The sequence below is a fragment of the Acidiphilium sp. MT5 genome (assembly GCF_054767495.1).
Genome location: NZ_BAABMR010000012.1, coordinates 135,795 through 149,239, shown reverse-complemented (window position 1 = coordinate 149,239; position 13,445 = coordinate 135,795). Strand labels below are relative to the sequence as shown.

Genomic DNA, 13,445 nt, shown 5'->3' with positions numbered 1-13,445 from the left:
AACCAATAGAGAATCATAACCAACTGAAATCACTCACCTTAATTTTCGGTCAGACACTGAGATCAATCCGAACCAAGGTTTATCAAAAATTTGGGGCTATCTCGGGGCCTTGCTGGCTGGTGTATTTGTTATTGCCCTGGTTCCATGGGGTGCGTTTTAGGATTTCTCGTACGCATCTCCTCCATTGGCGCGGAATGTGATATTGATCGGCTCCCATGTTGATCAAGCTCATCGCGGCGTTGCGCGCTTTTTATCGAACCAAGCGTTTAACCCGGCAATTATCCACCCGCACCGATGTGGTCGCCTGGCAGCGGGCGCAGTTAGCGCGATTTTTACGGCGCGATATTCAGCGTGTGGCTTTCTATGAAAGCAAAGGCGCGTGGGATCTGTCGGATCTGCCCATGATCGATAAAGCCGAGCTCATGAAAAATTTTGATCAATTTAATCGCGCTAAGATCAGCGCGACAGAGATTCGCACCGCGTTGGATGCGGGTGCGGAGCATGTTCGGGGCTATGTCGTGGGGCAGAGCACCGGCACCAGCGGCAATCGCGGCTTGTTTGTGATTAGTGAGGCCGAACGCTTTACCTGGCTTGGCGTGATTTTGGCCAAAACCTTGCCTGATTTCCCATGGGTGCGGCATAAGGTCGCACTAATCTTGCCTGGATATGGGCAGATATTTAAATCAGCCGCACAGATCGGACGGCTCAATGTTCGGTTTTTTGACCTGCGGCACGGCATTGATCGTTGGGTCGACGAGCTAATAAATTATGATCCCGATACGATTATGGCGCCACCGAAAGTGCTGCGCGCGGTGGCGGAGCGGACAAAGATCAAACCGCACAACGTATTTTCCGGCGCCGAAGTGCTAGACCCTATTGATCGGCAGATGATTGAGGCAAGCTTTGGCACTCATGTTCGCGAGATTTACATGGCAACCGAGGGGCTGTTTGGTGTTGCGTGCCGGCTCGGTGTTTTGCATCTCGCCGAAGAATTCGTTACTTTTGAGTTTGAACCGCTGCCCGGAAGCGATTTGGTGACGCCGTTGATCACTGATTTTACCCGCACAACGCAAATCATGGCGCGCTATCGGATGAATGATTTGCTTCGCTTGAGCCCGCAGCCTTGTCGTTGCGGATCACCGCTGCAAGCGGTCGCCGAAATCGTGGGTCGGCAGGACGATGTGTTTCGCCTAGGGCCTAACACGATCCTAATCACGCCTGATATTTTGCGCAATGCCATCCTTGATGCGGATCGTCGGATCGATGATTTCAGATTGGTGCAAACAGGCCAATCTCACATTGCGCTTCATTTGGCTGCCAATTTGCCCGCCGAGGCTGGCCGCGCAGCCTGTGTCAACCTTGCCGCTGTGTTGGGCCGAGCCGGTGCCACCGGCGTAGAAATCAACATGATAAACCGGATCGAGCCGCCCACCGCGCACAAACTCCGGCGCGTGCGGTGCGATTGGCGATGCGATCAACTGTAGGAGAAACCGAAATCCATTACAAATAGAGCGTAAGATTTTGTTCTGAACTATTAAGTATGTCACCGGCCATCAGAGCGGTAATTGCCGGGCGCAACGGGTCGAGCGGGCCGAGCGCGTAATGCGTGCGGTTCAGGCGAACGATATTATCGCTTTGCTTTTGCAACATTCTCTGATCTTGCAGCAACACCGGAAAATGGAACGCGATCAGCAATGCGCGTTTAACAAAGGCAGGGGCGAGGCGTCTTGGTGTTGCGAAATGCGCGAAGGGGCGCACGGATGTTGTGGTTTCTGGCGTAAAGAAAACAGAGATGGCGAGGCGAGTCTCTGTCGGTCCTTCGAAAATCAGTTGCGCGGTGCTGGGTGGCATAAACCGCCCAATGCCGATGGTGCGCACGCCTTCCAATAAGCGCGGCATCCAGCCGGAAGCACGGGTATTTTCAACATAGATCGCCTCGGCACAGTTTGGCTGCACGCGCACCGTCACCTCCACGGGGCGGCGAATTTTGGCTGACCGCACGATACCAGCATGCAGAAAATGCGGATGTGCCGGGTCCAGCAAATTTTCGACGGCATCCGCTAAGCCAGCGCGCGATGTTGGAATTTCCCACCAAAATTGATCGAACCCCGGCGCTGTGATGATCGGCGGCAAGCTCGGAAAAGCATCGGTGCCAAGCGTTGTCCAGATCAATCCAGCCTGTTCAACAACAGGCATCGCCCGGGCCCGCTGCGTTGCCGGGTTGATCGCACCAGGCGTGGCGGTACAGCGCCCATCGCCGGCGAACCGCCAGCCATGATAGGGGCATTCAATGTCATTGCCGCGCATGCGCCCGGCCGAGAGGGCAACATTGCGGTGCGGGCAACTATCGAGCAACACCGCCGCTCCGCTTTCACCCCGAAACACCACCAGCGGCGTATCCATCAGCATGCGTGCAAGGGGTTTGTTGCCAAGCTTCCGACTGGTCGCGATGGGAAACCAGCCGGCGGCAACGGCGCGCGGATATGCACTCATAATCCGCGCGCCCGGATCAGCGGCACAGCCAGCCGGTTCAGCACCATGGCCATCGCGCCAATCGCGATGCGCCGGGGTGCCGACAAATGGTCGGTGAACAAGGCGGAATATTCAAGTTCACCATGCGCGCCCCGCAACCGCTTGAATTCCCCAGCCCCTGCCGAACTATTCAGCCGCACGCCATATGATTGTGCCATTTGGGTTAGCAGCACACAGGCCAATCGGTATAGTCCCTGGGCGCGCGGTAACGCCGTGTCATACCCTACGATTGGCGTGGTCAATATATCGCCACGAAGCAGGCAGCCGACGATCACAACCAATTGACCCGTAGCATCGCGCAGCCCACGATAACGGATCAGCCCGCTTCGATGGGTCATCTCAATAAAAGCTGGAGTGAATTGCGGATTAAGCGTTGAGTACCGATCAAGATAAAGCCAGCCATAAAGCTGGGCGATCCGTTCGGCATCACCGGCGCGCAATTGTTCCATGTTATCGTCCTGATAGGGTGTGTTGCGTAAAAGGCGTAAATCCTGTTTGGTGTCGCGCCGAGGTGCCCAATCGCGCACGAGGTCATCCGTGACATAGATTTGCCGGCTCGGCAGGAACTGCCAGCCATCAGCCGATAAAGCATTGGCAAGGGGCGCGTCTGACCAGCGATTGATCGAACGGATCGCAATTACATGATCAGGGAATTGCGCGACTAACAATTGGCGAATGGCCGTGAGCCCCTCACCTTGCCAACCATGATGCAAATTCGTCGAAAGCATCCAGTTATTCAGATGCACGATTTGATTAATCCGAATGGCGCGCATCAAGCCACCCGCGAGGCTGGTGAACAAACGCAGGGCAGGCCGCGAGATGCCGGTTTCAACCAAATCCAATTCCTCTCTGGCGTAGAGCGCATAGGCCGTGTGCGGCAGGCAGACATAGCTATCGCCATACTCCGCCTCGTTTACCGTTAGCGGAAAAATACGCCCGCCCGCGCGCAGCCCATAGATTTTTGTTCGCACATTCGCAATCAGCGCCGGTGCACCGATTTGCGCAAATGCGGTAAGATAGGCGCGCTCTAGCGCCGTTTGTTCTGGCCAACCGCCTTGAGGACCAGTCATGGGATCGAATATCTCAGGCCTCATATGATTGGCTCACCGTTCCACTCAATGTCGTCGGTGCTTTGGCCAGCGGCGGTGCGGCCATCCCTGAGCCCGGTTGTCAGGAACCGCATGGCATCAAGCATCGCACCGATATTACTCCAATAATCACCAGAGATAGCCAGTGCATTACGGCTACGGTACAAATCGGCCTTAAATCGTGACCATTGCCCTTGCCGCAGTGCCTGCGGCGCAGCGAGGAGCCACATGGCGGGACCCAGATGGCGCGGCGCCATCGGGGCCATCGCGATATCCCCCTCACCGATTAACGCTCGTGCCAGGATCGGTGCCGCCCCAAAGAGATGAATGCCGCTGACGCCACGTGGATTACATTCGAGCGGATGGATCGCGCCCGCAGCATCGCGGATGACATCGAAGGATAATTGCCCGGTTGCGTTTGTTCGATCAGCAATGATCTGGCAAAATTCCAGCAATTTTGGATCATTATCAGGCTCAAAATAAAAGCTAGATGAATGGCCAAGCCGCCAGCGCGGTTGGTAGGCGGCAAATGCAACAATCTTGCCTTGTCGCGCTGCCGACCACAGGCAGATTTCGGTGCCTTCGATAAAATCCTGCACCGCCCAGGCGGTCTCTGATGTTGGGTTGACCCTTGCCAACGCACTCGGTTTCGGTCGGACCAGCGTGTTCGTCGCAAACCTGGAATATTCGGGCTTGAACACCAAGTGCGCCGCCTGTGGAGCCCATTCCTGCAAGGCGGCGCGCGATGTGACCCGGCGTGTTGCCGGCGCGGCGATCCCGCAACTTCGCGCCAGCGACGCAAATTCAATTTTCGAGTGGAGCTGGCGCAATATCGCAAGCGCGGGTGCGAATAAACGATCACCCAGTTGCAACCGCGCTGCCGCTTCGGCGAGGTAGAAAACCTCTTCGCAGGCCGGAATGATCATGACCGGGTCGAGCCGGGTAACCAGTTTCGCTATGTCAGCCATGAACGTCAGAAATTCTGTGCGGGGTGGAGCGAAACGATGAAGCTGGGATCGGCCAAAACGTGAGAGATGCGCAGTCCAAGGCCGGATACAATCAGCCAAATGCGGTTCATATCCGGCGGCGTGAAAACTATGCGCGAGGTCAAGGGCAATGGGCGCTCGGGCGCCGGTTATCAACACCGTTTTCATCGGCCCGCTTCCTCAAGAGCGCGCTCATGACAATGTGATGGGGTAATGAGAATATCGGGATTGCACCTTTGTAGATGATGGAGCTGTCCGAGCGTGGTGCGATATGGTTTGGTGCCGCCAAGCAATGCGGTGGTCAGGCGCGGTGGTGGCGAATTTTCGCGAATTGCCCGGCTCGACCACGCAGCATCGGCGGCCAGGAAATTCAATTGCCCGGATTGCCCGCGCAGCACCAACCCAAATTGGCCATCGGCGTGTCCAGCGAGAGGTACGGCCAGGATCGCACCGTCACCAAAAACATCGACCGCATCGGTGAACGGTGCGAGTTCTTTCGGCAGCTTCGCCTGCGCAAAATCTTCAAAAAATGCTGCGCGCTGGTCGAAATCAGGCGGGATCAGCGCGCGCAAAACACCACGCCGCAGGGCCGCCCACGCATGACCCTGACGCGCCGATTGTAAGCCGCGGCGCGAGCAAATCAGCCGCGCGTGAGGGAATTGACCCAATCCGGCGATATGGTCAGCGTGAAAATGCGAAATAATAACGCAACGAATATCATCAGGACGCAGATTATAATAGGCAAGCTGAGCGCTAACAATGGTATGCGGCGTGATCTCCGGTGGGGTCAGCCACCGATAAAGACGCTGCGGAAAAGGCTCAGTCGCGGTGAAAAAAGCCGGATCATAACCGGTATCAAACAACACCGGGCCAGATTGATGCAGGATCAATCCAGCCAGCGCTGGAAAAATCGCAGGCTGCCATTGGCCACCGCGCCGGGTCATCGCTTCGCAATGCCGGCAGAAGCCCGCTTGAATAAAATGAATGTTACAACGGCGCATGATGTCTCCAGGTCGCCGCGGTGCGGGCAATGGCCTCGGCTGGGGTGAAGCGTGGTTGCCAGCTTAATTCATTGCGGGCTGCGCGCAGATCGAAGGTTTGCGAGAAGGCCAAGGTCGAGAGCGTATAGACCGTCGCGGGCGGTTCGGGTTGGCCGGGTAATCGTGCGTAGATGATTTCGGCAAGGCGGAGCAGGCGGGCGATTGGCGCGTAGGGTAGCGCGAGCAAGCGTGGTCGTAGATCAAAATCAGCAAATACGCGTGATAGCGCTGCCGCAACGGTCATTGGTGCCCCGCCAGAAATATTGAAGCTGCGCCCTGCCGTTGGTAAGGGCCGTGCCGCGATTGCCAGCACGGCATCGGCGGCATCGCGCACGTCGGTGAGTTCGATCAGCGCCCGTCCTTGGCGCAACAGCGGAAATATGCCGCGCCGCGCGACACGGAGCAGCCTGGGCAGCAACACCGTGTCATCAGGCCCTACGAGCGCGCGTGGGCGCAGCACTGCCGTGCTAAAACCTGGTTTGTTCGCGGCCAAAACCAACTGCTCTGCAGCATATTTGCTGGCCGCATAATCGTTCGCGAATCGTTTCGCAACCGGGCTTGCTTCGGTTAAGCCAAGCCGGTCGCGTGGTTCGCTATAAATCGAGGGGGTCGAGATAAAAACGAATTGATTGCCCCCCGCAATCTGCGCAGCGGCGAGTAAATCGCGCGTGACCGTGACGTTGATGCGCTGAAAATCCTCGCGCCGTCCCCACGGGCTCGATAGCGCTGCGGCGTGCACCACAAGGTCGGTTCCCGCGACTAACGCAGGAAGGCATGTCTGCTCGGTCAGCTCCGCCGCGATGAATTCTGCACCTGCCGCTCGCAGCCGGGCGCCTAGATTGAGGCGGCGTCCCGTGGCGCGAACGAGATAGGCGTGCGCTAACAGTGCTTGAACCAGCGCAATCCCAAATCCGCCCGTTGCGCCGGTGACCAGAACGCGGCGCATCGGCTAATATCGCAATACGGCACCGCCCAGCGAGATACCCGCTGAACTGCCGATGAACAAGGCTGTGTCGCCGCGTTGTAAACGCCCAGTGGCAATAGCCGCGTGCAATGCGCTCGGCATCGAGGCGGCGATTTGATTGCCATGATCGGCAAAAATATCAACAATCCCCTTGCGCGCTTGGGGAAAATTGCGGCGCAAATATTCCAACGCGCCCGCACTCGCTTGATGCGGGACCACTAGGTCGATCGCGTCGGCGTCCAGCCCCGCTTGGGCGAGCAGCCGTGTTAGAAAATCTGGGAAACGCCGCGCAGTCGCTTTGAATAAACGTTGTCCATCCATCTGGAATTTTGCATGTGCGAGAAAACGCGGCAAATCATCATGCGGATGCAGCCTAGTGCCACCGGCGGCCAATTGGCAAGCCTCGGCATCATCGCCATAGGTCTCGAACCGATAGGCACGCCAATTATTGTGGTTCGGTTGTGCTTCCAAAACCACGGCGGCTGCGCCATCGCCAAAAATCACCGAGGCTTCGGGTGTGCGGAAATCAAGTGCTGCGGATGCAATGTCCGCAGCCACGATCAGCGCCCGCCGCCACCGCCGCGCCGCGAAACCAAGCGCGATGGTGTCGAGCGCTAACAGAAAGGAAAGGCAGGTGGCATTGACATCAAAGGCGGGAATGCCGCTTTGGCCCAGCCCTAGCCGGCGCTGGATCAGGCAGGCCGTACCGGGGATGGGTTGCTCCATAACGCCACAGGCACCAATAATCACATCAAGCTGCTCTGGTGCCCAGCCAGCATTGGCCAAGGCCTGATGCGCCGCCGCCGCGCCGAGGCTGGAGCTGGTCTCATCGCCGGACGCGACAGCGCGGCTCTCAATCGCGAAATGAAGCTGCGTCCAACCAGGCGCACGACCAAGGCGGCGGTCGATCTCCGTTGAACTTAATCGAACGGCGGGCTGCACGGCACCTGTGCCGCAGATTTTGAATGACATAATCAGGATGTTCCAAGAGTGGCAGGCAGTCCATTGATGATGGCGCTAACCAGGAGGGAAATTTGCGTTTGCAAGATTGGCAGCGCCATTGGCGTCAATCGTTGATCGATGCCGAGCGCCACCATGCCATGCACGGCAGAAAACAGGGTGCGGCCCAGCAAGTGCCGATCGGCTTGGGGCATGGTCGGGCACAGGCGCGCCAAGGGCGCCTCGATATGCGAGAAAGCAGCATCCTGCAGGGCGAGAAACCAATCCGGCGCTGGCTTATTGGATGGCAGCCGATAGCGAAACAGCGCGTCCCACAGGCTTCGGTGTTGCACGGCGTAATCAAGATAGGACGCCGCCAGAGCAAGACAATGCGCCAACGGGTCTTGAGGCGGGATGCGCGCCATGACCCGGTCGAGCGCCTCCAGCGTCGCCGCGTTGACCGCGAGGGTCAGCGCATCAAGGTCCGTGAACAGGTTATAAATCGTGCCCAACGAGCAGCCAACGCGCGCGGCCAGATCACGGGCGCGCAATTGTTCAAGCCCATGCTGGTCAATAATGTCGCGCGCAGCCGCCAAGAGTTCCTCGCGCAAACCCTGATGGCGCTGGGCGGTGATTGCGCGGGCCGATGCCGCGCTGCTACGTTCACTTGGGGCCATATCATGCTGCATCCATAATTTGAACATCGTTCATACGCTATATCTGAACGCTGTTCAAGGGCATAAAAACGACATTCCTCGGATAACGCTTGCGGTGCTGGTCGCGTCATGCCAACTTTCATCCCGATGCCCGAAAAACTCAGACCATCTGAAAAGGATGCGGGGCGCGGCGATGACCGGCTCTGGGCCGTCGTCGCCACCATCGGTCGTGTGGTGCGGATTGCCGATATTCACGCCAGTCACACCCGCGCACAGGCCGATCAGCTTTGGCGCGAGCAGCAGGTGAAGGCGTATCTTGGCTTTCTGCAGCGCTGCGAACAGCCAGTGCCGCGCTACAGCATTCGCGCCCTGAACCGCGCGCAATTGCCCCGGGGCTGGCGCCCATTGCCAGCACTCGGCTTTCTGGACGGACGGCTTTCCTGACCGCTTAACCGTGTAACCGGGCTTAGCACTGAGCCAGGATTGGATTTTTCGTCGAACCGGCTCATATTGGTCAGCGCCTATCCCCTATCCCGCAGCCCTCAGCCGATCCGGGTGCTGCCCTTATCGATTGGAACCGATCATGAATTATGTCAAACTTGGCCGCACCGGCCTTGATGTTTCCCGCATTTGGCTCGGCTGCATGAGCTATGGCGTTGCCAATCGCGGCAGTCACGCCTGGACCTTGAGCGAAGATCAGAGCCGACCATTCATCCGCCAAGCTCTGGAGGCCGGGATTAATGTGTTCGATACGGCAAACGTCTATTCCGATGGCACTAGCGAAGAAATCGTGGGGCGGGCGCTGAAGGATTTTGCCCGGCGTGAAGATGTCGTGATCGCAACGAAAGTACATGGCCGGATGCATAAAGGGCCGAATGGGGCAGGTTTGTCACGCCGCGCGATCATGCAAGAGATCGATGCCAGCTTGCGACGGCTCGGCACTGATTATGTCGATCTCTATCAGATCCATCGCTGGGACTATCATACCCCGATTGAAGAAACGCTTGAGGCGCTGCATGACGTGGTGAAGGCTGGCAAGGCGCGTTATATCGGCGCGTCCTCGATGTTTGCTTGGCAATTCGCCAAGGCGCTGTCGGTGTCCGCGCGTCATGGTTGGACTCGTTTCGTTAGCATGCAGAATTATGTGAATTTGCTCTATCGCGAAGAAGAGCGCGAGATGCTGCCGCTGTGCCGCGCCGAGGGGATTGGCGTGGTGCCGTGGAGCCCGCTCGCACGGGGCCGTTTGACCCGCGATTGGGATGCGGCAAGCGCGCGCTCGGAAACCGATGAATTCGGCAAGAGCCTCTATCAGAAAACGGCGGACGCTGATCGTAAAATCGTCGATGTAGTCGCCGAAGTCGCGGCCGAACGCGGCGTGCCGCGCGCGCAGATTGCGCTGGCGTGGGTGCTGAGCAAGCCGGGTATTACCGCACCGATTATTGGCGCGACCAAGCTTGCCCATCTGGATGATGCAATTGCTGCAACCGCGCTCACGCTCAACGCCGACGAGATCGCCCGCCTCGAAGCCCACTACGTGCCGCACGCCGTAGTGGGCTTTTCCTGATCCTACTTCCTATTGGCAGGTTCCGGTCGTGACGGGGCAGGGCGGATAGGCCGGCTGCTGCGGGAACGCCGGATGCCAAGCGGGCGGCGGCGGTAGGGCTACTTTTTTCGCAGCAATTTGCGTCATGAGTACCTTCACCGCCGCTTGGATTTGGGTGTCCTTATTCTGCCGTGCGAGCAAGCCTGGATTGAGCGTGATCGGCATTGAGGGCACGACGCCGATATTCTCCACTGCCCATTTCGAGTCTTTGCCATACATGGCGATTTCGGACACGACCTGCTGGCCACCATCAAGCAGCGTGAATTGGTTATCATAGCCACGCACACCACCCCAGGTGCGTGAGCCGATGGTCGGGCCGAGGTGATATTGTTGGAAGCGGTAGGCGAAAATATCGCCGTCCGAGGCGGAGCCGCGATTAATCAAAGCGGCCATATGGCCGACAAACGCGTTGCTCGGGCTTTGATTGTAAAACCCGTGACGATTGACCCAACCGGCCACCATTTTTTGCGTGAGCTGGTTGAATAAAATCGTATCGATAAAGCCGCCGAGATTCCAACGATCATCAATGATCAGGCCAGGCTTATTGATCTGGCTGTAATATTGACGGACAAACTCGTGCAAGCCGGTGGCTTCCATATCTTCAAGATAGATATAACCCACCTTGCCGTCGGAGAGCCGGTTCACTTCGCGGCGGTTATTATTGATCCAATGTAGCAAATGCAGCTTTTCGTCATTGACGATGGGCTTGACCAAAATTGACCAAGGTTTGCCGGTTGGTGTTTGCGCGAGGGTCAAGCGAATGGTTTGGCCCAGCGTGCCTTGCAACAAGGCGTAAGGGCTGGTTGGTGCGTGGAGCTGATGACCATTGATCGCGAGGACATAATCTCCGGTTTTCACCTTCAGGCCCGGCTGCGCGAGCGGCGCGTAATAGCCGGGCACGGTGTTATCACCACGATAAATGCGCGTGATTTGATAGATACCGGCTTGCGGATCGAGATGGAAGCGCGCACCGAGGCTGGCGGTTGGTGCTGAGGGCGATTTCCAGCCCACATCACCGCCATAGATATACATATGGCTTTCGCCCAACGAGCCGATCATGTTGCCCATGATATAGTTCAGATCTTCACGATCCTGCACCAGCGGCAGCAATGCGCGGTAATGATTGCCAATCGTGGCCCATTTCCGTTTGATCAGATCGGGGTTGACGAAGTAATCGCGCACATTGCGCCAGGCTTCGTTATAAATCTCGTTCCACTCCGCGCGCGGATCGATTTGCAGTTGCATATGCGCGGTGTTCAGCGGTTTGGATTTCGGGTGCGGCTTGAAGGCGGCGGGCAGCACCATCCATTTGCCCTTTTGTTCATAGAGCAGGGTTGAGCCATCTGCTGACAAAGCAAAGCTGTCGCCAATACCTTGGGCCAGCGTCAGCGCTTTGCGCTTTTTGAGATTATAGGCGCGCAGCTCAGGCACTTGGCCGGGGATGTTACCGCCGAGGACGGGTACTGGCGCGGTGGCGTAATAGACGATGTTTTTGAACGCGGCGATTTTGTTGATGTTGGCTGCGGGCACCGGCAATTGGACGGCGCGATTGATCAGGCCGGTGAAGTCGATTTTCACCTGCAATTTTTTTGCCTTGTCCGATTTTTTATCCGATTTTTTTGTTTTGTCTTTGGGTGTCTTGTCCGGCTTGGCAACCGCGCGCTGGGTGCGCGGGCCGATCAAGGATGGGGTGTTGGCTTGCAAGGTCGTAGCGTACAGCCCGTCTGGCACCACGCCGGAGGCACCGAAATCGTAGCTTGATAATACCGGGTTGACGAGGCGGGCGGAGACGAAAAACAAATATTTGCCGTTATGGGAGAAAGCGGGCTCTTTATCGCTGAAATTGCCACGGCTCACTTGATGGACGGCGCCGGTTTTAACGTCATCGATGAACAAAGCGCGCAATTGGTTGGGCAGATGTTTGGAATAGGCGATCCATTGGCTGTCCGGCGAGAAGGTTACGTCCTGGAACGCGCCGACGATCATTTGCCGGTCCGAGGCCAGTTTTTTCGCGGCACCGGTTTTGATATTGACCAGCCATAATTGTTGACGGGAATTGGTATAGGTCAGCCAATGGCTGTTCGGGCTCCAGACCAGCGGGCCGGTGATGGTGATATTGCCGGTTTTGGTCAGGCTGCGTGGTTTACCCTCGCCATCGGCCGGGCGGATCATCAATTGGCTGTTCACACCGTCATCATTGATATAGGCGATCCAATGACCGTTGGGCGACCATTTGGGGTCTTTGTCATTGCTGGCGGTGCTCAGGCTCAAATCGGTGGTGTGGCCGTAATCGAGCGGAACGGTGAATAACGCGCCGCGCGCGCTGAACACGGCGACTTTGCCATTGGGCGAAATGCCGGCGGCGCGGATCATTTTGGCGGCTGAATAGACATAGGGCAGCGTGTGTTTGCCGCTGAGCGGGACGCTGACCGGGACGGGCTGGATTTTATCGGTGGCGAAGGAATAGAGATAGAGCTTGCCGCCATCTGATAGGGCGATGCCGGAATTGCCTGCACTGGGCCAATCGACATCATAGGTTGGGAAATGCGAAATTTGGCGGGTGGTGCCGGTTTTTAGGTCTTTTACCCACAGATTGAGCACGCCACTTTTGCCGCGATCCGAGGCGAAATAGAGCTTGTCGCCGACCCACATCGGGAAGGCGTCTTCGCCTTTCCAATGGGTCAGTTGGGTGCTGGCACCTGTGGCGAGGGTGTAGGTGTAGATATTGTCGGCCTGGCCGCCGAAATAATGTTTTCGGTGAAACGCGCGCAGCATGCGCGACATTTTGTTATAGGCGATGATGGTGCCGGTTGGATTGAAGGATAATGCGCCGGTCCAGGGCATCGGCAGGCGCTTGGCGAGGCCGCCGGTGATTGGCACTTCGAACGCGCGTTCGATTTGTGGGTTGAAGCTGGAGCGGCGCGAGAGGAACACCACGTTTTTACTATCGGGGGTCCAACCGACCACCACGTTATCGGGGATGGTGACGATTTTGCCTTTGACCGGCGCGTTGATCGACCGCCAGGTTAGTTGCTTGACCGGGCCACCATCGATCGAGACGATGAACACGTCGGTATTGCCGTTGTACCAGCCGGTGAAGGCGACCCATTTACCGTCGGGCGAGATGATCGGATGCGATTCATAGCCGGGGTCAGAGGTCAGGCGGGTGGCGACGCCGCCGGTGGTGGGGATTTTCCAGACGGCGCCGGCGGCTTCGAACACGATCAGATTATCGTGGATGCTGGGATAGCGGATCATGGCTTGGACCGGGCCGGGCGCGTCCGTCGTGGCTTGCGCTCGTGATAATCCTGGCACTTGGGAAAAACCCAGAATCGACAGGGCTGCGCTGATCACGCGGACGAAAGTTTTTGCTCGCATCATAAAGCCTCGGTTTGCCGCCAAGAGGCGCCGATCTTTGCGCCGCCCCAAGTCGAGATTGTTCTTGTCGGCAATTCCGACATAGCAGACATGACCGGATTGGGCGGGGAGATCAAGATTGCGGCGCACGCACGGGAGATTCGGGTTTCGTGGAAAATTGCGCTGGGATGGTCAGGATTGTTGTGCTGATGCTGCCGGGGCGGCGGTGGGCGACATAATCGATTTAGGGGTGGTTTTGTTCACGAGAAATTGATCGGGA

11 protein-coding genes are annotated in these 13,445 nt (G+C 57.5%); 3 read left to right on the top strand and 8 right to left on the bottom strand.

From position 1 onward, the window contains the following. Nucleotides 1-215: 215 nt before the first annotated feature. Entirely contained in the window at nt 216-1,484 is a 1,269-nt protein-coding gene (locus ACYUCQ_RS13785; RefSeq protein ID WP_460255127.1) for a F390 synthetase-related protein, read from the top strand. 16 nt (nt 1,485-1,500) lie between these two features. Here ACYUCQ_RS13785 and ACYUCQ_RS13780 read toward each other — a convergent pair whose 3' ends face one another. From ACYUCQ_RS13780 to ACYUCQ_RS13750, 7 genes are all read right to left on the bottom strand, one after another. After that, nucleotides 1,501-2,493, bottom strand: a complete 993-nt coding sequence (locus ACYUCQ_RS13780) for a Rieske 2Fe-2S domain-containing protein (RefSeq protein WP_460255126.1) — start codon at nt 2,491-2,493, stop codon at nt 1,501-1,503. Then, entirely contained in the window at nt 2,490-3,602 is a 1,113-nt protein-coding gene (locus ACYUCQ_RS13775; RefSeq protein ID WP_460255125.1) for a hypothetical protein, read from the bottom strand. Before ACYUCQ_RS13775 ends, ACYUCQ_RS13780 begins: the two co-directional genes overlap by 4 nt. A gap of 20 nt (nt 3,603-3,622) precedes the next feature. After that, a complete protein-coding gene (locus ACYUCQ_RS13770; protein WP_460255124.1) occupies nt 3,623-4,588 on the bottom strand; it encodes an ATP-grasp domain-containing protein in 966 nt (321 codons plus the stop codon). A gap of 182 nt (nt 4,589-4,770) precedes the next feature. Then, on the bottom strand, nt 4,771-5,550 hold the full coding sequence (locus ACYUCQ_RS13765) for an MBL fold metallo-hydrolase (protein ID WP_460255123.1): 780 nt from the start codon (nt 5,548-5,550) through the stop codon (nt 4,771-4,773). Between the two features lie 43 nt (nt 5,551-5,593). Beyond that, nucleotides 5,594-6,592, bottom strand: a complete 999-nt coding sequence (locus ACYUCQ_RS13760; RefSeq protein ID WP_460255122.1) for an NAD-dependent epimerase/dehydratase family protein — start codon at nt 6,590-6,592, stop codon at nt 5,594-5,596. A gap of 3 nt (nt 6,593-6,595) precedes the next feature. After that, the gene (locus tag ACYUCQ_RS13755) at nt 6,596-7,582 is read right to left on the bottom strand and encodes a 3-oxoacyl-[acyl-carrier-protein] synthase III C-terminal domain-containing protein (protein WP_460255121.1); all 987 of its coding nucleotides are present in this window, start codon (nt 7,580-7,582) and stop codon (nt 6,596-6,598) included. 2 nt (nt 7,583-7,584) lie between these two features. Next, complete coding sequence (locus ACYUCQ_RS13750; protein ID WP_460255120.1) at nt 7,585-8,238, bottom strand: TetR/AcrR family transcriptional regulator; 654 nt, start codon at nt 8,236-8,238, stop codon at nt 7,585-7,587. A gap of 96 nt (nt 8,239-8,334) precedes the next feature. On the opposite strand from ACYUCQ_RS13750, the gene ACYUCQ_RS13745 reads away from it, so the two are divergent. Together ACYUCQ_RS13745 and ACYUCQ_RS13740 are read left to right on the top strand one after the other, a co-directional pair. After that, entirely contained in the window at nt 8,335-8,649 is a 315-nt protein-coding gene (locus ACYUCQ_RS13745) for a hypothetical protein (RefSeq protein WP_460255119.1), read from the top strand. A 139-nt stretch (nt 8,650-8,788) separates the two neighbouring features. After that, nucleotides 8,789-9,769 (top strand): aldo/keto reductase, encoded by a 981-nt coding sequence (locus tag ACYUCQ_RS13740; protein ID WP_460255118.1) that lies wholly within the window; start codon nt 8,789-8,791, stop codon nt 9,767-9,769. Between the two features lie 9 nt (nt 9,770-9,778). Here the strand turns inward: ACYUCQ_RS13740 and ACYUCQ_RS13735 are convergent, their stop codons facing one another. Further along, the gene (locus ACYUCQ_RS13735; protein WP_460255117.1) at nt 9,779-13,315 is read right to left on the bottom strand and encodes a S41 family peptidase; all 3,537 of its coding nucleotides are present in this window, start codon (nt 13,313-13,315) and stop codon (nt 9,779-9,781) included. Nucleotides 13,316-13,445 lie beyond the last annotated feature (130 nt).

Bases quoted from the DNA above. Each gene is read 5' to 3' on its own strand.
- ACYUCQ_RS13745 (WP_460255119.1), top strand. From the start codon at position 8,335: ATGCCAACTTTCATCCCGATGCCCGAAAAACTCAGACCATCTGAAAAG.
- ACYUCQ_RS13740 (WP_460255118.1), top strand. From the start codon at position 8,789: ATGAATTATGTCAAACTTGGCCGCACCGGCCTTGATGTTTCCCGCATT.
- ACYUCQ_RS13780 (WP_460255126.1), bottom strand. From the start codon at position 2,493: ATGAGTGCATATCCGCGCGCCGTTGCCGCCGGCTGGTTTCCCATCGCG.
- ACYUCQ_RS13775 (WP_460255125.1), bottom strand. From the start codon at position 3,602: ATGACTGGTCCTCAAGGCGGTTGGCCAGAACAAACGGCGCTAGAGCGC.
- ACYUCQ_RS13785 (WP_460255127.1), top strand. From the start codon at position 216: ATGTTGATCAAGCTCATCGCGGCGTTGCGCGCTTTTTATCGAACCAAG.
- ACYUCQ_RS13765 (WP_460255123.1), bottom strand. From the start codon at position 5,550: ATGACCCGGCGCGGTGGCCAATGGCAGCCTGCGATTTTTCCAGCGCTG.
- ACYUCQ_RS13770 (WP_460255124.1), bottom strand. From the start codon at position 4,588: ATGGCTGACATAGCGAAACTGGTTACCCGGCTCGACCCGGTCATGATC.
- ACYUCQ_RS13750 (WP_460255120.1), bottom strand. From the start codon at position 8,238: ATGCAGCATGATATGGCCCCAAGTGAACGTAGCAGCGCGGCATCGGCC.
- ACYUCQ_RS13760 (WP_460255122.1), bottom strand. From the start codon at position 6,592: ATGCGCCGCGTTCTGGTCACCGGCGCAACGGGCGGATTTGGGATTGCG.
- ACYUCQ_RS13755 (WP_460255121.1), bottom strand. From the start codon at position 7,582: ATGTCATTCAAAATCTGCGGCACAGGTGCCGTGCAGCCCGCCGTTCGA.